Origin of the sequence: Bradyrhizobium sp. LA2.1 (genome assembly GCF_040547725.1) — a bacterium.
Taxonomy (GTDB): Bacteria; Pseudomonadota; Alphaproteobacteria; order Rhizobiales; family Xanthobacteraceae; genus Bradyrhizobium; species Bradyrhizobium barranii.
Window position 1 is genome coordinate 43,147 of sequence record NZ_JBEPQI010000019.1, and the last position, 20,560, is coordinate 63,706.

Sequence of the window (20,560 nt, forward strand, 5' to 3'; positions counted from 1 at the left end):
GGCACCGGTTTTCGGACCAGATCATGCGCGAGACAAACGGCTTAATGGCCCGGAAAAATGTGCAGCGGTTTTCCGACAAGGCCATGCCCTCTTTCAAAAGAGGCTAGGCGCGATGGCGGGTCCGCCACGCGCACGCGATCCGCAATCGGTGCTGTTCGCCTGCGCGATGAACAGCGTGCGCTCGCCGATGGCCGAGAGCCTGCTCCGGCACATGTTTCCGCAGGGCCTCTACGTGAAGTCGGCCGGCGCCAGAAAAGGCGAGCTCGATCCCTTCGTGGTCGCCGTGATGGACGAACTGGGGCAGGACATCTCCGCCCACAAGCCGCAGACCTTCGAGGAGCTGGAGGATTGGGAGGGGCTGAATTTCGACCTCATCATCACGCTCTCGCCCGAAGCGCACCACAAGGCGCTGGAGCTGACCCGCACGCTCGCCGCCGACGTCGAATACTGGCCGACGCAGGATCCCACCACCATCGAAGGCAGCCGCGATCAGAAGCTCGCCGCCTACCGCGAGGTCTGCGACCAGCTCCTGATGCGCATCCGCAGGCGTTTTGCGAAGGTCGGCGCGGCGAGCGGGTAGCCGTAACACCCGCGTCACAGACCGAGGGCACACGCATGTTGGACGCCTCGAATCAGTAAAGTCCGGGTTCCCGGGTTGTGAAATCAGCCCCCTTCCGATAGGTTCCGCGCGCAATTCACCCCCTGCTTCATCCCCCAAATCACCTGATGCTCGGCCGCCCCAAATTCGTACTTGCCTCCGGTTCGCCGCGGCGCCTGTCGCTGCTCAACCAGGCCGGCATCGAGCCGGACGCGCTCCGGCCGGCCGACGTCGACGAGACGCCGAAGCGGGGCGAGCTGCCGCGCGCCTGCGCCAACCGTCTCGCGAGGGCCAAGGCCGATGCGGCGCTGAAATCGGTGCAGCTCGACGACGAGCTGCGCGGCGCCTTCATCCTCGCCGCCGATACGGTTGTGGCGGTCGGCCGCCGCATCCTGCCCAAGGCCAACCTCGTGGACGAGGCGGCGCAGTGCCTGCGGCTGCTGTCGGGCCGCAACCACCGCGTCTACACGGCGATCTGCCTGGTGACGCCGCGCGAGGCCTTCCGCCAGCGCCTGGTCGAGACCCGCGTCCGCTTCAAGCGCCTCTCCGAGGACGACATCCAGGCCTATATCGGCTCCGGCGAATGGCGCGGCAAAGCCGGCGGTTACGCCGTGCAGGGCATCGCCGGCTCCTTCGTGGTCAAGATGGTGGGGTCCTACAGCAACGTCGTCGGCCTGCCGCTCTACGAGACCACGACGCTGCTCGGCGGCGAAGGTTTTCCGATCCGATTCGGCTGGCTCAACGCCACGGCCATCTAGCGCGCCGACAAAAATCTCGAAAACAACCCCATGCACAGTAGAATGGGCCGACGGGACCCGGCCCGCGACGCCTGCGCGTCCGCCCGAGGAACCGCTTTGCCGACAGGCTCTTGAACGCCTTCACCCCGAGTAAGCTGCCGACATCATGGACGACCACGTCAAAAAGCCCGCCGGCCCGCTCAAAACCTGCCCGATCTGCGGCAAGCCGCAGTCGGAAGCCACCCGCCCGTTCTGCTCCTCGCGCTGCCGCGACGTCGACCTGAACCGCTGGCTGAAAGGCTCCTACGTCATCTCCGGCCGCGATGACGAGGCGGACGGCGAAGAATAGCCAATAATATCAGATGCTTATTTCGGCTTCCGATTCGCCGCGCACCAGCCGCGGCGACGCCCTCGCACCTTGTGCACAGCCGGGCCGCGCCCGGCGAAGCCACTTGGCGAAGCCGGGTGGACATGCCGCTTCTAGCCCACTATAAACCGCCCGCTCGATGGGCCTTGGCCCCTCTTTGGAGCACGCCCAGGTAGCTCAGTTGGTAGAGCATGCGACTGAAAATCGCAGTGTCGGTGGTTCGATTCCGCCCCTGGGCACCATCCTGGTGTTTGCCCTCGTTCTCCGGCATCCGCTGACGCCAATTTCTCCGGCCTATTTCACGAACGCCACGCATCGTGGCTGAGCGCGAACCTTGGTTTAGCGGGCGCGGTGCTGCTGACCATGCTCATTCATGGCTGCGCCCGCTTCAAGGCGGAATGCAACGATGATTTCCGCCCGCTCCAGGAGCCAAACCTCATCGTCGTCGCCATCGCGGTCGCCGTTCTGATGACGTTCTTCCAGTGGTTGATCGCCACGGGCGGATGACGAGAGCGGCCGAATCAAGTTGCAGGGTTTGGCGATGCAACTTCAATCGGCGCGTGATATCCTCGTCTCGGGGGATGGAATGGACTGTCCCTCCGCATCTGGAAGGACATGGCCATGACGTTGTCGTCACGCTTCGTTGCGCGTCCCGCTGTCACATTCCCGTCGATTGCACTGTTGCTGTGCGGCCTGAGCGGCACGGCGATGTCTCAACCGACGCCCATCGAGACCCAGCTTCCCAGCATCACGGTCGACGCGCCGAGACAGGTGGCGAGGCCGCACAAGCCAACGCATCACGTGGCCACCCGCAGCACCGGGTATCGGACATCGCCAGCCGCATCGACCGCCGCGGCGGCGCCGATGTCGGATGCCGCGAGGCTCGCCAAGCTCGAACGCGAAACGAGCAGCTGTGCCGGCGGTTGCCAATCGAGCTTCAAGACGGGAAATCAGCCCTGGGTCGGCTGCAACGCTTCGGGCGGCGTGTACTCCTTCACGTGCCGGAACGTCGGCAACTTCAAGACTTACGACGAGTGCAAGGAAGCCGGACGGGTCACCGGCTGGCGATCGGGCGAGACCTCGGCGTATTGCAGCAGCCTGGCGTTGAAGTAGGGGGCGAGGCTCGCCGGCCAGCATTCACTCAAGTAACGAACGCGGAAGCGACATTCGGGTTTCGGCTGACGTATGCTAGCCGCCGATACCGCACAGCTGAAGAAAATCCTCGGAAAAGCTGACGTCCACGCTCTCACCATCGATGTTTACTTTGTAACTATGGAGTTCAACCCCGCACTCGCGGATCGCTTCAACAAGAGCGCTCGACGGGCAGCCGGGAAGAAGAAGGATCCGACGATGGTCAGCAAGGTGCGGTAGTAGCTTCGGATAAACAGTCAGCTGACCTATTCCGGCATAGACGTCCGATGCCGTCGTATCGATCTTGATTTCGAGGAGCAGGCTTTCGGTCGCAGTTTTGATTTCGCCGTCGACTTCGTAGCCACGGGCGTGTCTGGGCTTATCGAGGTTGCGACCATCGGAGGTGAGCAGCATCCGCAGCCTTTGCGAAACCTCGCCTTGAACGCGATGGCGTTGGTTGGGATTGATGTACGGTTGCCCGCTAATTCGACCACCCTGCTCTGGCTTGCCGAAGAGTTGAGTCAGATGCTCATCGTCCTGCTTTGCAATGGCTGCAGCAGTCGGGTCCCTGGCGAGGCGGCATCGCTCCACGAATGTTGCCGTATTCTGACAGATTTCCGCTGGTGGGCAGTCCAGCGCCGCGACGATGAACCACGAGCGCTTTGCAGGCTTGCCATCTATTGTTACGTCAGCGGGACTAAGGCCAGTCCGTTCTTCAAATACGTCGCTTTCGATCCGGACAGATAGAGCATTTCTATGCAGGGTACCTTGTCTGAGTAGATAAAGCCGGCCGGTCGAATCTCGTGCAAGGCCCGACAGGGGATTTTCCGTTCCCTGCTCTGGCTCGTTCAACTCGACGACCCAGTTCTCACCCTTATCGTCAAAGCCGAATTTGAAATTGTTTCCTGTGGTGAGGAAGTACACCCGCTCTTCGGGGAGCCAATGGGTGCCGTGGAAACGCTCTCCGCGCTGCTCGATGGCATTGCGCCAAATGGAAAAAGCCTCATGGATCTTAACCTGATTGGTCAGTAGCTGAAGTTGTGCCTGCACGGTTACCTTTCCAACTCAGCGTGCCCCTGCGGGTCGCCGAGAAATGCAATCTGTCAGTATGAAAGCTATCGAAGATCAAACTGCGGATTCGAGCTGCGATTTACCCATGATGATACGATGCTCCGACATATTACCGGTAAGCTGAAGCACTCCTAGGGATATTCTAAGTCTGCCAGGCGTCGAAGGCCTGAAAATCATCTGCATCACGCCGAGCGTTGACGAACCCTGCTACCTTCCCGCCTTCGCCAAGCCCGCCAAGCTCGCCGCCAGCTCGTCGCTTCGGAACGGCTTCGTCAGCCGCGACAGGTCCGGCGTGATGCCTTCGTTGTTGGCGTAGCCTGACACGACGAGGATCTGGAGCTCGGGATATTGATTGCGCAGCGCGAGGCCGAGGTCTGTTCCGCTCATGCCGGGCATCAAATGGTCGGTGACGAGCAGGTTCGGCCGCAGGCCTTCCCTGACGCGCTGAAGCGCATCCTCCGCCGAGCCGGCTTCGACGACGTTGTAGCCGAGCTCGCCCAGCATCTCGGCGGTGCTCATGCGCACCAGCGGTTCGTCGTCCACCAGCAGAGCCGTGCCGACGGGCTGTGGCAGCAGTTTTGATTGCGGGTCGGCATCAATGGCGCTCGCGACGGCGTGGCTGACCGGCAGCCACAGCTCGACCGTCGTCCCCGCGCCCACGGCGCTCCTGATCGTCAGCGCGCCGCCGAGCTGTGACGCAAGGCCGTGGACCATCGAGAGGCCAAGACCGGTGCCTCGCCCGACGCCCTTGGTCGAGAAGAACGGTTCGACGGCGTGGGCCAGCGTGAACTCGTCCATGCCGATGCCGGTATCGGCGACGGAGATGCAGACATAGGCGCCCGGTGCCAATTCCGAATTGTGAGAGTCTCCAACCGTCCGCGCCTTCGCCGAGATGCGTAACTTGCCGCCGCCGGGCATGGCATCCCTGGCGTTTACGCTGAGGTTCAGGATCGCCATCTCGATCTGGTTGGGATCAGCCATGGCCGCAGGAAGGTCTTCCGGCGTGTCCACCGTCACCTGGATCTGCGGTCCGGTCGTGCTCGAGATCAGATCTCCCATCTCGGCAACGAGGAGGCCGATGTTGACGGGAATGGCCTGAAGCGGTTGCCGGCGCGCGAAGGCGAGCAGGCGCTGAACCAGCGTCTTGGCGCGCTCGGCCGCCTGCGCTGCGCCGGCGATGAGGCGATGCTCGCGCTCGCCGCCGATGCCGCTTGGCTTCAAAGTCGAGGGGGACAAGGACGGATGGCGGAACTCACGCTGCGGTTCCGGTCGAAAACGCGACCAAGCCCAATAATGCTCAGTAGCGCTCCGTCAGAACTTCGAACCGACACCTCGATTGTCGATGCGAGAGCGATCCGGTGGGCAACCTGCAAACCCGCAAGACGAAGTCTGCCTTCTAATTCCCTTTGGGCCCGGGCGGTCCGATCGGGCCCGCAGGTCCGGCCGGCCCTGGAGGACCCGCTGGCCCGGGGAGGCCGCAATTCTGTATCACCACGTCTCTTGTATCCGGTCCGGACGTGATCTTTACGATACAAGTCGATGGAAACTCCGGTCCAATCCACCGAAATCCTCCGGTCGAAGTGCTCTCGACTTTCACGGTTTTGCTCGGACTGATCTTGATTTCCACGCTGGGCTCGCGGGGCCGTCTTACTCTTCCGACGATGACCAACTCGCCCTGCGATATGGTGGCGGTTGTTATGAATATTTCCGCATGCGCGCTTTCAGTCCACGCAATTGCAAAGCCAGCAATAAGAGCTCCAACGGTGCCAAAAGGCTTTGCGAACATCATGGGCCTCCCCGCTTCCCTCACCGATGGTTAGGAGACCAGCTTGGTGCGAAGGCGCCCGTACTCGGTGTCGGTTATGGATCCCGATTTTTTGAGCTGATCGAGCTTGGAAAGCTCGTCGGCGACACTAAAGCCGACGATGTGCCGTAATTCCTCGCGCGCCCGCTGAGCCTGCTCAGCGCTGCGTTCCGCCATCCCCCTGCCTTGGGTGATGAGGTAAGCAAAGATGCCGAGGTAGGAGGTCAGAACAAGTGCAAGCACCCACAGTGCCTTACCCCATCCGGAAATGTCGTGGCGCCTGAACAGGTCGCCATAGATGACAATGAGCAGCCAGAACCAAACGACAAATGCGAATACAGCAATTATATCCATCAGAAAATTTCGATATGTGAATCCTTCCTGAGCGAAGAACATTGCGATCCCCTTATTGAGTTGCCGTTCTCGATCTTTCCTGTAGGCCAGTCGCGCGGCCCGCTACGCGAAGGCTCAACGGCAGTACCGATGCGACACGCGGTGCGATCTTCCGCTGGTCGAGCGGTACCAGCAGTTGCCGTTCCTCCAATAATATCGATGCCAATGGTGATGTCGCCGGTGGGCGCCCGCGATGGCTCCGGCCGTCGCCCCTATGGCAGCGCCGCGGCGACCACCAACAGCACCACCGATGACGGCACCTCGAAGCGCACTCTGAGCAAATGATTCGCTGGAAGGGACCATTCCTGCGAACGAGAGCAGGATGACGAACAGTGCAAGCTTTCGCATCGGGGGCCTTCCCTTGATTGACCGCTTCTGCCATGCCGTGCCGCCGAATAGCTCCGAGCGGTGATTAGCGCCGCCGCGGAGCGGCATAGCGCGGGTTGATGCCGCAATATGCGTTCGTGCCAGAAGCAGCAGCCAGGCATTGCGGGCGGGTGGCGAACTGACAATTGCCCGGAAAGCCCCAATTGCGACCTCGCAGGCAGTATCGATCCGCCTCGACAGCTCGGACTGGCTCCAAAAAAGCAAGGAATACAGTGGCAGTGAGTAACGTCAGCATCGGAGCGACACGATGCATATCGATCTCCGTGGATGGATGGAGGTGAATATACTGGCGGCGCGAGGGGAATACCGCCAGTAAAAGCCCTTGCCAGACGCTGGGGCGTTTATTGATGCTACCTGGCGCGAAAAGCGCTCATGCTATTCAGGCTCGGAACTGCTTGTAGGTAAACGTAACAATTGCCATTGCGTGTCCTTGAATGCGGACCGCTGGCCGGATGACGTACGGCTTTCGGATATCGAGCCCCGTTTCATCTGCGCCGCTTGCGGCAGGCGGGCGCCGATGTCGAGCCAGATTTTGAGCGAGGCAAGCCGCCGGCTCACCTGCTGGGGTATCAAAACACGCAATGACCAAGGGCTGGGGGCGGCCTTTCGAGGAGCCAATCGAGGTCGACGGCCGCAAGCTGGCGACGCCGCTTAACGCCGGCGAATACATCGCCGCGCTGCCGAAGAAAGAGCACGATGTGCCGGAGTGGCAGGCAGCGGTGGAAGCCCTGCTCCTGGGGGTCGAGCGCGGCGATCCGACGATTAACCCCGAGGGAAAGAGCCGCATCGGGGGGGCGCAAGTGGAAGAGGGATCAACGACCGTCTTCGTTTACGCCAACATCGCCAAGCAGGTCGGCGACAAGGACCACATCAAGGTGTTCGCCAGCCAGGATGCCGCGGAAGCATGGTTCGTAGAGAACGATCCTGAGGGAGTGGCGTTCGAATACGAGGTTTTCGAATGAACCGGATCGGCCGCAGGACTATCTACGCCATGTTAGTAATCGTTGTGCTGCTGATCGACTGGTAGATTCTCGCACCGCTTTGAAGGGGTGAGACGTCGTCGCGCAAGGCCAATGAACCTTGCATACTTGTAACGAGGCGGACACCGAAGCGCCTTCTGGGTGGCCAAATGCTGGCGGAATGTGAGGGCTTATAAAAGCCGACCCTGGCCCACGGGATTTACTCCGATGTTATTTCAAGCGGCGATTATTTGCCTGATCGTACTCAGCATCGGCGTTCTCGTCGCCCACGCGGTTGACGCTCTCAGAACGTAGCGAGCCCGCCAGCGTGAACCGGCGGGCCTCCACCTCGGTCTTCTCAGTTCACGCCCAGAGTCTGGCGTTGAAGTAGATGCGGCTGGGGTTGAGGAGGCTCGTCGGCTAGGCCAGCCTCCTCCGATCGGACTGGGCACAGTCGCCCGCGCATCGATAATCACGGCGTGATCGCCGATACATGTCATCGCACCGGCATGTCGCTTTCGCTCATGCGAGCTGCTCGCCCGCTTGCGTCGCCTACCGCCCCGCCTTCGCCAAGCCCGCCAAACTCGCCGCCAGCTCGTCGCTTCGGAACGGCTTCGTCAGCCGCGACAGGTCCGGCGTGATGCCTTCGTTGTTGGCGTAGCCTGACACGACGAGGATCTGGAGCTCGGGATATTGATTGCGCAGCGCGAGGCCGAGGTCTGTTCCGCTCATGCCGGGCATCAAATGGTCGGTGACGAGCAGGTTCGGCCGCAGGCCTTCCCTGACGCGCTGAAGCGCATCCTCCGCCGAGCCGGCTTCGACGACGTTGTAGCCGAGCTCGCCCAGCATCTCGGCGGTGCTCATGCGCACCAGCGGTTCGTCGTCCACCAGCAGAGCCGTGCCGACGGGCTGTGGCCGCAGTTTTGATTGCGGGACGGCATCAATTGCGCCCGCAACGGCGTGGCTGACCGGCAGCCACAGCTCGACCGTCGTCCCCGCCCCCACGGCGCTCCTGATCGTCAGCGCGCCGCCGAGCTGTGACGCAAGGCCGTGGACCATCGAGAGACCGAGACCGGTGCCTCGCCCGACGCCCTTGGTCGAGAAGAACGGTTCGACGGCGTGGGCCAGTGTGAACTCGTCCATGCCGATGCCGGTATCGGCGACGGAGATGCAGACATAGGCGCCCGGTGCCAATTCCGAATTGTGAGAGTCTCCAATCGTCCGGGCCTTCGCCGAGATGCGCAGCTTGCCGCCGCCGGGCATAGCATCCCTGGCGTTCACGCTGAGGTTCAGGATCGCCATCTCGATCTGGTTGGGATCGGCCATGGCCGCGGGAAGGTCTTCCGGCGTGTCCACCGTCACCTGGATCTGCGGCCCGGTCGTGCTCGAGATCAGGTCGCCCATCTCGGCAACGAGGAGGCCGATGTTGACGGGAATGGCCTGAAGCGGTTGCCGGCGCGCGAAAGCGAGCAGGCGCTGAACCAGCGTCTTGGCGCGCTCGGCCGCCTGTGCTGCGCCGGCGATGAGGCGATGCTCGCGCTCGCCGCCGATGCCCTTGCGCTGAAACAGGTCGAGCAGGCCGACGATCGGCGTGAGCAGATTGTTGAAGTCGTGCGCGACGCCGCCCGTGAGCTGGCCCATGGCCTCCATCTTCTGGGCCTGGCGGAGCGCTTCCTCGGCCTGCGCGAGCCGCGCCTGCTCCTCCAGGCGATCCGTCACGTCGACCCCGGTCAGGAACGCGCCGATTCGCGTGCCGTCCGGAGCGCGGAGCGCCTCGAACTTCATCTCGTAGACGCGGCGGTCGAACCGGGGATCGCCGAACTCATCGATGTTGGTGAAGGCCTCGCCGGCCAGCGCCCGGCTCCAGATCGCGGTCGCCGCAGCGAGATGCTCGGGCCGGTCGGCCAGAAATTCGTGCAGGGAATCGCCGATCTGCGGCCGCCTGCCGTAGATGCGCTGATAGGCATCGGCGCAGGACGTGTTGATCGCCAGCCAGCGATAATCGAGATCGAGCGCCTGGATCTGTCCGTCGGTGGTTTCCACGATCGTCGCCAGCAAATGACGCTCGGCGGTGCGTTCGGCGACGCGCTGCTCGAGGGTCGTGGTCAGCTCCCTGTATCGCGCTTCGCTCGCCCGCAGCCGCGTCTCGCCCAGCACGCGCTCCGTCGTCTCGGACACGATGCAAAGCACTCCGCCGACCGAGCCGTCATCGTCCCGTACGGCCCAGTAGGAGACGTCCCAGTAGCTGGTTTCGCCGTAGCCGTGGCGCTCGACGTAGAACGGACGATCCTTGGCGGCGAATGTCTTTCTGGTTCGGCGCACGCCTGACAGCAGCGGTTCGAGATCGTCCCACAGCTCCCCCCAGTTTTCGATCGCGGGGCGACCAAGGGCGCGGGGATGATTGGCGCCGATGCCCGGGGCGTAGGCGTCATTGTAGAGCGCGACGAAGTCGGGCCCCCAGAACAGGACGATCTGGGCTTGCGCGGCCAGCAGCATGCTGACCGTCGTTTTCAGCGCCTGAGACCAATCGCGGGGATGACCGAGCGGTGAATCCGACCAGTCGCGGGCGCTCATCATCGCGCCCAGCTTGCCTCCGTCAGCGAGGAAGCCCATTTCAATCGACCGCCGAGCAGCCTTTTCAGACAGCACCGGATCCCCCGCTACGCGTGACACGGGCGTCCTTGCCCATTCGAGCCAGCTTTCGAGGGCTCGTACTCAAGCGCAGATAACACCCGGCGCGCGCTCTGGTTCCATTCCAGTCGTTTCCCGCCGTCCTTGTGCTATTGCTGCTCCCCGCAACTTGACGCGAGGTTCCCATGCTCCCCATTCCCGCAGACATCTTCACCGAACCCGAGGACGTCTCGCCCGACGGCCTTGCCAATCTCGGCCCGCTCCGCCGTCTCGCAGGGAGCTGGCAGGCGGACAAGGGCATCGACATCAATCCGAAGGCGGAGGGGCCGGAGCGGCGGACCTTCATCGAGCGCATCCGCATGGACCCGATCGACCCGCAGGCCAACGGGCCGCAGCTGTTTTACGGGCTGCGCTATCACATCCACATCAACACGCCCGAGGAAGACATCACCTTCCACGACCAGGTCGGCTACTGGCTGTGGGAGCCCGCGACCGGGCTGATCATGCAGACGCTCGCGATTCCGCGCGGACAGGTCTTGCTCGCCTCGGGCAAGGCCGGGCCGGATGACAGGAAGATATCGGTCACGGCGAAGCGCGGCGATACGGCTTACGGAATCTGCTCGACCGATTTCCTGGAACAGGCCTTCCGCACCGACTCCTATCGCTGCGACATCACCTTCAACGATGACGGAAGCTGGAGCTATCTGATCCAGACCGAGTTGTTCGTGCGCGGCGCGCCGTTCAATCATCACGACAGCAACACGCTGAAGCTCGTCGCGCCGCCAAAGCTCAATCCGCTGGCGGTGATCGTGAAGGATCGCGCCGGGCGCGATGGATCAGCGGCCTGAAGCGTACCCGGAGAATTGCATGAAGCCCTACGTCATTTGCCTGATGCATTCCAGCCTGGACGGCCGCACGCATCCCAGCCGCTGGCGGCCGAAGGGGGCGGGCACAGACTGGTTCGAGAAGATCCATGACGAACTCGGCGGCGACGCCTGGGTGATCGGCCGCGTCACCGGCTCCGAGTTCGCCAAGGGCAAGCCCTATCCCGAAACGGCGGGCGAGACATTTCCCCGCCAAAGCTGGTTCGCGCGGCGCGATGCGAAAACCTACGGCGTCGTGCTCGACGCGCAGGGCAAGATCGGCTGGGGCCGGTCAGACATCGGCGGTGACCCGATCGTGGTGGTGCTGACCGAGGGCGTGCCGGATTCGCATCTGGCGGGGCTGCGCGACGAGGGTGTGTCCTATATCTTCGCCGGCAAGTCCGAGATCGACCTCGCACTGACGCTGGACATCCTCCATCGGGAGTTGGGTGTGAAGCGCCTGCTGGTCGAGGGCGGCGGCGTCGCCAACGGCGCCTTCCTGCGCGCCGGCCTCATCGACGAATTCAACCTGATCCTCAGCCCCGCGATCGATGGCGCCAAGGGCGCACCCTTCGTGTTCGATTCGACGGATGCGGACAGCGACAAGCGCGCGCCGCTCGCCGCGATGACGCTGGAGAGCACGTGCGACCTCGGCGGCGGCGTTCTGCTGATGCGCTATCTGATCAAGAACGACCCGCAAGCGATGCCCAAGTAAGGCATCGGCATGGGACAATTGGAGCACATCGTCATCGTCGGTGCCGGCGCGGCCGGGCTGATGGCGGCGCGCGAGCTGGCACGTGCGGGCAGGACGGTCACGATCCTGGAGGCGCGCGAGCGCTGCGGCGGACGCATCGATCCGCTGCCGGCGTCGGAGTTCGGCTACTCCGCCGATGGCGGCGCCGAATTCGTCCATGGCGAGGCGCCGGTCACGCGCAAGCTGGTGCGCGAGGCGGGACTGTCGCTGCAGGAGATCGAAGGCACCCAGTGGAGTTTTGACGGCACGAGGCTCTCGCACGAAGACCGTCACGATCCGCACGAGGCAGAGCTGTACGCCGCGCTGGGGGCGTTGAAGGATGACCTCACGGTTGCCGATTTCCTGCGCCGTCATTTTGCCGACCCCGAGTATGTTCAGCTGCGCCATTCGATCGAGCGCATGGTCGAGGGCTACGACGCCGCCGACCCCGAGCGCGCCTCGACGCTGGCGCTGCGCGAGGAATGGATGGACGGCGGGCATCACACCCAGGCGCGCATCGTCGGCGGCTACGGCGCGCTGATCGATTTTCTAGAGGGCGAGTGCCGCGGGCTTAGCGTGACGTTTCGCTTCGGCCGCGCGGTGTCGGCGATCGAGGAGACGGGCGGCGCGCTGGCCGTCCGCTGTGCCAGCGGTGACATGCATGGCTGCGATCGCGCGGTCCTCACCGTTCCGCTGCCGTTGCTGCGCGAGATCGCGCTTCCGGAGCCCGCACGCGCGAAGGCTGCGGCAGCTGACGATATCGGCTTCGGCAGCGTGATAAAAATCCTGCTGCGGTTCGCGCGGCCGTGGTGGCGCGAGCGAAACGAAGATCTCGCGGACATGACCTTCCTGCTGTCGGACCAGTCGATCCCGGTGTGGTGGACGCGGCATCCGGACCAGCATCCCGTGCTCACCGGCTGGTTCGGCGGGCCGCGCACGGCCGAGCTTGCGAAGCTCGATCGGCAAGGGCTGATCGATGCCGGGGTCGATTCGCTCGCGGCCATCTTCGGCGTGTCGCGAGACGACATCGCGCGCGATCTCGTGGCGGCTGCGGCGACCAACTGGCTGCACGATCCCTTCGCCCGCGGCGCCTATTCCTGGGCGACGCCGCGGACGCGCGAGGCCCAGGCGATCCTTGCGCGCGCCGACGGTCCGGTGCTGTTCTCCGGCGAAGCGCTCTATCGCGGCCGCGACATGGGGACGGTCGAGGCGGCGCTGGCGAGCGGGCTGGAGACGGCGGAGATGATTTTGCGGGGATGAAAAAAGGCCCGCACAAGGCGGGCCTTAATCTCTCACCAGCAATCTCTCACCAGCGGCCGCCGCCGAAGCTGAACGTTACGCCGGGACCTCCGCCGCCATAGTAGCCGTACGGTCCGCCGCCGTAATAGCCTTGGTGCCGCGGGTAGTAGCCATAGTTCCGGTAGTGCGGGCGATAGTAGCCGTGGTGGTGATGGCGCCATTGGTGATGGCGATGGCCGTGGTGGTGGTGCCTGTGCTGCGCGCTGATGTCGGTGGACTGGCCGGCTGGCGCGTTCTGCTTTGCGCTAGCCTTGCCCGCCGCGTTGGCCGTGGATCCGCCGGCGAGCGCCGCTGCACCCACAGCCATCGCGACTAAGAGATACTTCATGTCATCACTCCAGTTGAGAAGTCGTGTGACAACAGATGGCTGTCCGGAGCGTTCCGGCTAGTGCGGGCGTCGAAACGACGCAGACGAAGTTCCGATCAACGTGTGAATTGATCTGATGTGGCGCGATCTATTGTCGCATCGCTTCGAGCGAAGCGATCACGTCGGCGGCGGCGACGATGCGCGCAAATTCGCCGTTGAGATTCGACAGCGTCATCGCATGAATCTCTTCAGCCGAATGCTTGTCGCCATCTGGTCCGATCCGGTCGAAGGTCCAGGTCGCATCGCGCACGAGGCTCGCGTCGAAACCGAGATTGCCGGCCATCCGCGTCGTCGTCTCGACGCAATGATTGGTGGTGGCGCCGCAGATCACGAGCGTCGTGATGTTGTCTGCGCGCAGGCGCGTCTCGAGATCGGTGCCGATGAAGGCGCTGTTGACGCGCTTGACGATCACCGCCTCGCCCGGCGCTTCGCGCGCCTCGTCCTTGACCGCGTAGCCGGAGCGTTGCGGCAGGAACGACGAGGTCGGCTTCGTGCCCTCGTGGCGGATGTGGAAGATCGGCGCCCCGCGCTTCCTGAATGCCCTCAGGAGATCGGCGATGCGCGCCACCGCGTCCGGATTGTTGCGCCGCTTGCCCGCCGCCTCCCATTCGTCGAATGCGCGCTGGACGTCGACGACGACGAGGGCGGGGAGGGAGTGGGACATAAGGAGCGGCTTCCAGACTTGCTTGCTGCGCGAAGTATGCGGGGCGACCGACGTGGCAGGCAATGTCGATTTTCCCTCGTTTCGCGACAGCTCTCGTGCCCCGGACGCGGAGAGCTGCGCGAGTGCTCGGCCCTCACGGATGCGGATCGGGAAACCCGTGGCGTTCGGAGAGCGCGGCGAGGATCGCGTCCTTGTCGGCGATGAAGGCGCGGCCGTGGTGACTGCTGGTCTGGTGCGGCGACGTCGTCCCGTCGGCCAGCACGAGCAGCGGCAGCGACTGGTTCTCCTCGCCGACCAGCGCGATCACCGGCAGCCTTGGCCGCGGCCATGCGATCCGCTCGACCTCGAGCTTTTCGGCGAGCTGCGGAAACGAGGCGAGCACGCCCTCGATCAGCGCGCAATGCCAGCAATAAAAGCGCCGGCCCGGAAAGGCGGGATCCTCGAAACCAGGGCGCAGCAGAAACAGGCGGTCGCGCGTCATGAATCGCTCCAAAGCATGGCGCGATCATACATGCCGGCAGCAGCGGATGATGCCGTTACTTGAACGGATCCTGGATCGATGGCGACGATTGCCGGATGCGGCGTACGCTCACCGGCTTGCCGTCGGAGACGAACAGCAGCTCGTACCGGCGGCCCTCGCTGTCGGTCGCCGTGCAGGTGACGTCCGTCACCTTCCTTGCGGCGAAATTGCCGGTCTGGCGGCAGACGCCGGTCGAGGTCTGCTCGGCCGGCACCGGCAGGCCGTCGACCTTGGGCCGGTCCTTGGAATTGAGCAGCATGCGGTCGATTCGCAGCTCGTAGGAATTGTCGTCCGCGCGCTGGCCGTTCTCGCCGGAGAACGACACGACGTGGTTGGCGTCGGAGGGGTCGTCGACGGCGACTGCGAAATTGACCCGGCCCTTGTCGCCATGGGCGTAAGCCACCGTCTTGCAAGCGAAGGTGCGCCCCGCGACTTTCAGCGTCTTGCAGTGGCCCGACATCAGCGCCAGCAGGTCGATAAAGGCGTTCTGCGCCGGCGGGTTGTTGACGGGAATGGGCGCGGAAGACTCGGCAAAACAAGGACTTGCGAGAGTCGCGAGGGCCGCGGCGAGGACCGGTCGGCGGAGGCGCATCATCAGGCTCGTATGCCAGGGGGCCACGGCGGCGGAAAAGTTCCGCTCAACAACGAGCGAACCACAAATTGGTTGCGATCTCGTTTGTTCAGCTAAACCCGACTGGAATACCACCGCGCCACCCATCGGCGATTCATCCGATCGCCCCATCCCGTCCTAGCAGGCCACTTGCTGCCAGACCGATGTTTTTTTCGTGGCAGAGCTAAACGGTCGCCCCCTGCCAGCGCGTATCGCGAAGGGAGGGCCGGCGGTGCAGGCGGGCGTCGAGCAGCGCGCGGGCGCGGGGCAGCTCGCCGCTGCGCATGAGCGCGACGATGTAGGTATCCTCGATCAGTTCGCGCTGGGCGTGGCTGCCGCCGATGCGCACGACCTCGCCGAGGACGGGCGCGAGCGTTTGCGCGCATGAGGTGTAATCCTCGCGGGCAAAGGCCGCGAGCGCACGGCAGATCGCCGGCACCACGGGACCGGCCGGCAGCTTGCCGTCGCCGAGCCGCTGCTCGATCGCCGCAAGGCGCGCGGCCAGCGCCTCCTGGTTCTGCGTCGCCGCAGCGAACAGCGCCATGTGGACGTCGGCAAAGGGCAGGCTCGATTTCGGAAACAGTTTTTGCGCGGTGGCATCGGCCTCGAGCCAGAGCGCTTCCGGCACGGTGTGGCCGTAAGCCGACAGGCGCCAGAGCAGCGAGGCGCCGTCGGTGACGACGTTGAGCGGCGGCGCCTGCGTGGCGGAGGGCTGAAGCACGTCGGCATAGATCGCAAGCGCGCGGGCAGCATCGCCGTGTTCGAGCGCGCCGAGCGCCTGGTGCCAGCGAATATGGCCGTGCAGGATGCCGGTGCGGTCGTAAGAGGGGATCCATTCGTCGACGAGACGATCAGCCGCGTCGATCGAGCCGTCCTCGAACATCGCATGCAGCACGGCGTGCGCGGCGTGGGCGTTCTGACGGCGCAGGTCGAAGCCACGCTCGGTGACGCCGCGACCGCGCGCGACGTCGCCATTCTCGGTCATGGCCCAGCCGTACATGGTGAGAAACCACCAGTCCTCGCCATAATGCTGCGCGACGCGCTCGCACAGCTCGTGCCGGGCGCGGTCGTGATCGGGCATGCCGGAAAACGCGAACAGGCCGAACGCGCCGAGCGGCAGCGACAGCACCACCGCGTCGCGCGGCCAGCTCTCGACATGCTTCAGCGTCGATGCGATGGCCTCGGGCAGGCGGCCCTCGATCGCAAGCGCCAGCGTCTCGACATGCGAGCGCTCGCGTTCCGTGCCGCGTTTCGCTGTGAGCTCGCGCGCGCGTGCCGCCTTCTGCCGGGCGAGATCGCCCTGCTGATAGAAGGCATGCACGCGGGCGCGGGCGATATGGGGCAGCGCGAAATCCGGATCGGCCGCAATCGCGCGTTCCAGCGCCTCCGCCGTGCCGGTCCAGCCGGCCAGCATGAGATCGACGCCTTCGCGATAGGCGCTTGCCGCCTCGTGCGAAGACGTCGAGAGCGAAAGGCCGTAGCGGTCTTCGTGCGCCGTCATCGTCTTCAGCTCTCAAGCCGTCCGCGCGCGGCGTCCCTCGATCGGATAGGCGGGGTCGTTGTAGCCCGGCGTCGAGGGATGGCCCGGCACGACCAGCCGGTCGATCAGCGCCTCGTCATCCGCCGTGAAGCGGTAGTCGAGCGCGCGGATGTAGCCGTCCCACTGCTCCTCGGTGCGTGGGCCGGCGACGATCGAGCTGACAAAGGCGGAGTTCAGCACCCAGGCGACCGCGAACTGGCCGGCGGTGATGCCTTTCGTCTCGGCGTGGGTCTTGATCTCCTGCGCGAGCTGGAGCGATTCCGGCCGCCATTCGGTCTGCATCATGCGGGTGTCGTTGCGGCCGGCGCGTGTCTCCTTGTCCGGCGCGGCGTCGGGCTTGTACTTGCCGGTGAGCACGCCGCGCGCCAGCGGGCTGTAGGGCACGATGCCGAGGCCATAATAGGAGCACGCCGGGAAGTGCTCGACCTCGGGCATGCGGTTCATGGCGTTGTAATAAGGCTGGCTCACCGCGGGCCGGTCGATGCCGAGCCGGTCGCAGATGTTGCAGATCTCGGCGACGCGCCAGGCGCGGTAGTTCGAGACGCCGAAATAGCGCACCTTGCCGGCGCGGATCAAATCGCCCATCGCGCGCACCGTTTCCTCCAGCGGCGTCGCATGGTCTTCCTTGTGCAGATAGTAGATGTCGATGTGGTCGGTGCCGAGCCGCTTCAGGCTCTCATCGGCGGCCTGCAACACCCAGCGCCGCGACAGGCCGACACGGTTGGGATCGTCGCCCATACCAGTGTTCATGGGGTTGGCGAGTTTCGTGGCGAGCACCCAGGCGTGCCGGTTGTTGCCGATCGCGCGGCCGACCACCTCCTCGGAGCCGCCCTTCGAATAGGCATCCGCCGTGTCGATGAAATTGATCCCGGCCTCATGCGCCTTGGCGATGATCCGATTTGATGCGGCTTCATCGGTCGGCCCGCCGAACATCATGGTGCCCAGACAGATCGGCGAAACTTTCAGGCCGGTGCGGCCGAGCTGGCGGTATTGCATGGGCTGTGTCCTCAACGCTATCGAAGCCGGCAGCATAGCCAGCTAATTCCGTCATTGCGAGCGCAGCGAAGCAATCCAGAGATGCGTCCGCGGTGAGAGCCTGGATTGCTTCGCTGCGCTCGCAATGACGAGATTGGGGCACGATCGTGCCCCACACTCGGTGTCATCGCCCGACTTGATCGGGCGATCCAGTATTCCGAGACGTTCGTGATTGAGCGGAGAAGCCGCGGCGTACTGGATTCCCCGCTTGCCGCCTACGCTAAAGCTTCGGCGCGCCCGAGACCGAAACCTCGGCGAAGCCTTGGCGTAGCCGGGTCGCGGAGAATGACGGCGGTGGGTGTGGTTGGAGCGGCAGCCCGACCGCGCGACGCTACCCCGGCCCCTTCAAGATTTTGAACACGCCATTCGCCATCACGATGCAGCGACCATCCACCGTCACTTCCGTGCTCATGAAGATGAGGCTGCGCGTCGAGCGCACCACGCGGGGGCGGGAGATCAGGATGTCGCCGATCTGGCCGGCCTCGACGAAATGGGTGTCGAGCTGCACCGTCGCCATGAACTCCTTGCCGGAAACGTAACGGGCGGTCATGCCGCAGGTGCGGTCCGCGAACGTCATCATCACGCCGCCCTGGACCATGCCGCGGCGATTGTGGTGCTTGTCCTCGGTGGCGAGTGCGAATTCGTAATGGCCGTCGACCTTGCGCTCCCATAACGGGCCGATCAGGTGCAAGAAGCCCGTGGTCTCCAGGATGCTCCAGCCGTCCGATTTGAGCCTTGCGGCGGCCTTGTTGGTCATGTGTTCGTCCATTGCTGCGCGGGCCTTGCGAGCTCATTTCATCGGGGCCTGACGTGGTGTAGTCAAGCATCATGAGACCGTTCGACGATGCCACACGGCGGAATATCGCGGCTGCCTGCGCGGCCTTCACGCGCCTGCCGGAGGATGATGCGCCGGCCGCATTGAAACGCGCCGCGGTGGCGGTCGCGCTGACCGCGGGGAGTGACGGCGATGACACCGCATTCCTGCTCACGCTGCGCGCGTCACACCTGCGCGCCCATCGCGGCCAATGGGCCTTGCCGGGCGGCCGCTGCGATGCCGGCGAGACGCCGGTCGAGGCGGCGCTGCGCGAGCTTGATGAGGAGCTTGGCCTCCGCCTTACGCACGCGGAGGTGCTCGGCACGCTCGACGACTATCCGACCCGCTCCGGCTATCTGATCACGCCGGTGGTGGTCTGGACGGCCGACAGTGCCGCGATCCGGCCGAACCCGGATGAGGTCGCCTCGGTCCACCGCATCGCGCTCGCCACGATCGAGCATGAAGACGCGTTCGACTTCATCGCGATTCCCGAAAGCTCCCGCCGCGTGATCCGCTTCCATCACGAGACGAGCCTGATTCACGCGCCGACCGCGGCGCTGATCTACCAGTTCCGCGAGGTGCTGGCGGGACGTCACACCCGGGTCACCGAGCTGGAGCAGCCGGTGTTCGCCTGGAAGTGACGATGGTAAACGGCGCGTTAACGTGACGGTTACCGGATGCCTGCTAAGAGGGCAGCATGCATCATTCGATTCGAAAACATCTCGCGCTGGTTCCATTCGCGCTCGTCCTGCTCGCGCCCACTGCGCGAGGCGGCGAGGCCGACGCGCTGCCGCCGGCCGTCCGCGATGCCAAGGCCCAGTTGCTGTCGCAGTTCTTTGCGCAGGGTGGCGCGTCGCCGGCCGTGCTCGAATATCGCCGCAAGCTGCAGGATTATCAGGCAGCGCGCGCGGCCTTCGACGAAGAGGCGGGTGCCTATTGGAGCCAGATCTCCGAGAAGCGGAAAGGCCGCAACGCCAAGCGGCGCAGCGGACAGCAGGTCACGCTTGACGATTATGTGCTGCAGCATCCGCCGCTCTATAACGGGCCCAAGCGGCCGGTGAACCCGGAGCCGGAGGAAACGCCGGATCGTCCGACCAGAAAGCCGATACCGGTGGCCGCCGATCTCCTGCAGGCGGCGCGGGAGCTCTATCAGTTCACGCCGCAGCGGCCGTCCAGCGAGGTCGAGTTCAAGCGCGCCTATGCGCGCTACGCGCTCGCCTCCGGGCTGACGCGCGAGCAGGCGGTGCGGGTCTATTCGTTCGAGACCGGCGGCACCGGCAGTTACGACGTGCAGGCGGGAATCGAACATGGCGGCAAGCGCGCGATCTCGACCGCGATGGGCTACAACCAGCTCCTGACCACCAACAGCGTCGAGCTGCTGGCCGAGCAGGGCCATGAATTGATCCGCGCGCTCTCCGACAAGGTGGCGCGGACGTCGGGGCCGGCGCGCCAGCCGCTCGAGCACAAGCTTGCCGTGCTGAAGAAGATGGTGGCGCAGGCGAAATCGGTGCCCGACACCTGGTCGGAGCACGAGAAGATCGGCAACACCGCGCAGGGCTGGGCCATGCATGCCATGGTGCTCGACATCGACATCGGCCCGATGCTGCAAACCCATAAGCTTTTGACTTCGGTGCTGTTCGCGCGCACCAAGGGCTACACCCGGCCGCTCACCGCCGCCGAGCTCGAGATGATGAACCTCACCGGCGACGGCACCGGCCTCGACATGGTGACGATGCCGCAGGCGATGCGCGAGCAGGTGCCGACCTCGAACTTCTTCCAGCGCGGCGGCTACGAGCGCAACCCGGTCGCGATCCGCCACAACACGGTGGCCAAGCTGCTGGCGGTGACGGATACGCGGATGGACAGTAACAGCAACAATGCCGGCGCGCGGGAGCTGGCAGGGGCGTTTTAGTCCTCGCTGCCACATCCTCCGCTGTCATGCCCCGGCTTGACCGGGGCATCCAGTACGCCGCAGTCTCTCGATTGAAGCACAACGGCCTCTGGAATACTGGATCACCCGCCCCAGTGCGCAAGCGC

At 64.5% G+C, this 20,560-nt stretch carries 22 protein-coding genes, 1 tRNA gene and 1 pseudogene; 12 read left to right on the plus strand and 12 right to left on the minus strand.

Annotation, left to right across the window (positions count from 1 at the left end; translation table 11 throughout):
• Positions 1 to 112: 112 nt before the first annotated feature.
• The 6 genes from ABIB95_RS30910 to ABIB95_RS30935 all read left to right on the plus strand — a co-directional run bounded on the left by ABIB95_RS30910 (position 113) and on the right by ABIB95_RS30935 (position 2,815).
• The gene (locus ABIB95_RS30910; RefSeq protein WP_063985873.1) at positions 113 to 580 is read left to right on the plus strand and encodes an arsenate-mycothiol transferase ArsC; all 468 of its coding nucleotides are present in this window, start codon (positions 113 to 115) and stop codon (positions 578 to 580) included.
• A gap of 146 nt (positions 581 to 726) precedes the next feature.
• Positions 727 to 1,356, plus strand: coding sequence for a Maf-like protein (locus ABIB95_RS30915; protein ID WP_085400916.1), 630 nt, complete (start codon positions 727 to 729; stop codon positions 1,354 to 1,356).
• 145 nt (positions 1,357 to 1,501) lie between these two features.
• On the plus strand, positions 1,502 to 1,684 hold the full coding sequence (gene yacG, locus ABIB95_RS30920; RefSeq protein ID WP_354245010.1) for a DNA gyrase inhibitor YacG: 183 nt from the start codon (positions 1,502 to 1,504) through the stop codon (positions 1,682 to 1,684).
• Between the two features lie 184 nt (positions 1,685 to 1,868).
• Positions 1,869 to 1,944 (plus strand) — tRNA-Phe (locus ABIB95_RS30925).
• Positions 1,945 to 2,053: 109 nt separating this feature from the next.
• Complete coding sequence (locus ABIB95_RS30930) at positions 2,054 to 2,209, plus strand: hypothetical protein (RefSeq protein ID WP_354245013.1); 156 nt, start codon at positions 2,054 to 2,056, stop codon at positions 2,207 to 2,209.
• A 114-nt stretch (positions 2,210 to 2,323) separates the two neighbouring features.
• Positions 2,324 to 2,815 carry a hypothetical protein gene (locus tag ABIB95_RS30935; protein ID WP_354245016.1) on the plus strand — a complete coding sequence of 164 codons (492 nt, stop codon included), beginning with the start codon at positions 2,324 to 2,326 and terminating at the stop codon, positions 2,813 to 2,815.
• Positions 2,816 to 2,890: 75 nt separating this feature from the next.
• On the opposite strand, the gene ABIB95_RS30940 is transcribed toward ABIB95_RS30935, so the two are convergent.
• From ABIB95_RS30940 to ABIB95_RS30955, 4 genes and pseudogenes are all read right to left on the minus strand, one after another.
• Positions 2,891 to 3,883 (minus strand): hypothetical protein, encoded by a 993-nt coding sequence (locus ABIB95_RS30940; protein WP_354245019.1) that lies wholly within the window; start codon positions 3,881 to 3,883, stop codon positions 2,891 to 2,893.
• Positions 3,884 to 4,111: 228 nt separating this feature from the next.
• Positions 4,112 to 5,125 (minus strand): annotated as a pseudogene (locus tag ABIB95_RS30945) (ATP-binding protein); the annotation flags it as partial.
• Between the two features lie 595 nt (positions 5,126 to 5,720).
• Positions 5,721 to 6,104, minus strand: coding sequence for a PLDc N-terminal domain-containing protein (locus tag ABIB95_RS30950; RefSeq protein ID WP_028147401.1), 384 nt, complete (start codon positions 6,102 to 6,104; stop codon positions 5,721 to 5,723).
• 409 nt (positions 6,105 to 6,513) lie between these two features.
• Positions 6,514 to 6,741 carry a DUF3551 domain-containing protein gene (locus ABIB95_RS30955; protein ID WP_354245022.1) on the minus strand — a complete coding sequence of 76 codons (228 nt, stop codon included), beginning with the start codon at positions 6,739 to 6,741 and terminating at the stop codon, positions 6,514 to 6,516.
• Positions 6,742 to 7,069: 328 nt separating this feature from the next.
• Here ABIB95_RS30955 and ABIB95_RS30960 point away from each other — a divergent pair, with 328 nt between their 5' ends.
• Positions 7,070 to 7,450, plus strand: coding sequence for a hypothetical protein (locus tag ABIB95_RS30960; protein WP_354245025.1), 381 nt, complete (start codon positions 7,070 to 7,072; stop codon positions 7,448 to 7,450).
• 549 nt (positions 7,451 to 7,999) lie between these two features.
• On the opposite strand, the gene ABIB95_RS30965 is transcribed toward ABIB95_RS30960, so the two are convergent.
• On the minus strand, positions 8,000 to 10,060 hold the full coding sequence (locus ABIB95_RS30965) for an ATP-binding protein (protein ID WP_354245028.1): 2,061 nt from the start codon (positions 10,058 to 10,060) through the stop codon (positions 8,000 to 8,002).
• 203 nt (positions 10,061 to 10,263) lie between these two features.
• Here ABIB95_RS30965 and ABIB95_RS30970 point away from each other — a divergent pair, with 203 nt between their 5' ends.
• The 3 genes from ABIB95_RS30970 to ABIB95_RS30980 are packed head-to-tail and all read left to right on the plus strand — an operon-like array spanning position 10,264 to position 12,934.
• On the plus strand, positions 10,264 to 10,926 hold the full coding sequence (locus ABIB95_RS30970; protein WP_063985871.1) for an FABP family protein: 663 nt from the start codon (positions 10,264 to 10,266) through the stop codon (positions 10,924 to 10,926).
• A 19-nt stretch (positions 10,927 to 10,945) separates the two neighbouring features.
• Positions 10,946 to 11,656 carry a RibD family protein gene (locus tag ABIB95_RS30975; RefSeq protein ID WP_354245031.1) on the plus strand — a complete coding sequence of 237 codons (711 nt, stop codon included), beginning with the start codon at positions 10,946 to 10,948 and terminating at the stop codon, positions 11,654 to 11,656.
• A 9-nt stretch (positions 11,657 to 11,665) separates the two neighbouring features.
• A complete protein-coding gene (locus ABIB95_RS30980) occupies positions 11,666 to 12,934 on the plus strand; it encodes a flavin monoamine oxidase family protein (RefSeq protein WP_354245034.1) in 1,269 nt (422 codons plus the stop codon).
• A 46-nt stretch (positions 12,935 to 12,980) separates the two neighbouring features.
• Here the strand turns inward: ABIB95_RS30980 and ABIB95_RS30985 are convergent, their stop codons facing one another.
• The 7 genes from ABIB95_RS30985 to ABIB95_RS31015 form a co-directional block, all read right to left on the minus strand.
• Complete coding sequence (locus tag ABIB95_RS30985) at positions 12,981 to 13,301, minus strand: hypothetical protein (RefSeq protein WP_354245037.1); 321 nt, start codon at positions 13,299 to 13,301, stop codon at positions 12,981 to 12,983.
• Between the two features lie 127 nt (positions 13,302 to 13,428).
• Positions 13,429 to 14,004: a cysteine hydrolase family protein gene (locus ABIB95_RS30990; RefSeq protein WP_354245040.1), complete on the minus strand. Its 576-nt coding sequence runs from the start codon at positions 14,002 to 14,004 to the stop codon at positions 13,429 to 13,431.
• Positions 14,005 to 14,137: 133 nt separating this feature from the next.
• Positions 14,138 to 14,485 carry a DUF3088 domain-containing protein gene (locus ABIB95_RS30995; protein ID WP_354245043.1) on the minus strand — a complete coding sequence of 116 codons (348 nt, stop codon included), beginning with the start codon at positions 14,483 to 14,485 and terminating at the stop codon, positions 14,138 to 14,140.
• A gap of 55 nt (positions 14,486 to 14,540) precedes the next feature.
• Positions 14,541 to 15,116 (minus strand): hypothetical protein, encoded by a 576-nt coding sequence (locus ABIB95_RS31000; RefSeq protein WP_071917092.1) that lies wholly within the window; start codon positions 15,114 to 15,116, stop codon positions 14,541 to 14,543.
• Between the two features lie 202 nt (positions 15,117 to 15,318).
• Complete coding sequence (locus tag ABIB95_RS31005) at positions 15,319 to 16,635, minus strand: tetratricopeptide repeat protein (RefSeq protein WP_354245046.1); 1,317 nt, start codon at positions 16,633 to 16,635, stop codon at positions 15,319 to 15,321.
• A 12-nt stretch (positions 16,636 to 16,647) separates the two neighbouring features.
• Complete coding sequence (locus tag ABIB95_RS31010) at positions 16,648 to 17,670, minus strand: aldo/keto reductase (RefSeq protein ID WP_354114083.1); 1,023 nt, start codon at positions 17,668 to 17,670, stop codon at positions 16,648 to 16,650.
• Positions 17,671 to 18,040: 370 nt separating this feature from the next.
• On the minus strand, positions 18,041 to 18,466 hold the full coding sequence (locus ABIB95_RS31015; protein ID WP_063986737.1) for a PaaI family thioesterase: 426 nt from the start codon (positions 18,464 to 18,466) through the stop codon (positions 18,041 to 18,043).
• Between the two features lie 71 nt (positions 18,467 to 18,537).
• Here ABIB95_RS31015 and ABIB95_RS31020 point away from each other — a divergent pair, with 71 nt between their 5' ends.
• Positions 18,538 to 19,164: an NUDIX hydrolase gene (locus ABIB95_RS31020; RefSeq protein ID WP_354245050.1), complete on the plus strand. Its 627-nt coding sequence runs from the start codon at positions 18,538 to 18,540 to the stop codon at positions 19,162 to 19,164.
• A 56-nt stretch (positions 19,165 to 19,220) separates the two neighbouring features.
• Positions 19,221 to 20,435: a hypothetical protein gene (locus ABIB95_RS31025; protein WP_354245053.1), complete on the plus strand. Its 1,215-nt coding sequence runs from the start codon at positions 19,221 to 19,223 to the stop codon at positions 20,433 to 20,435.
• Positions 20,436 to 20,560: the final 125 nt, after the last annotated feature.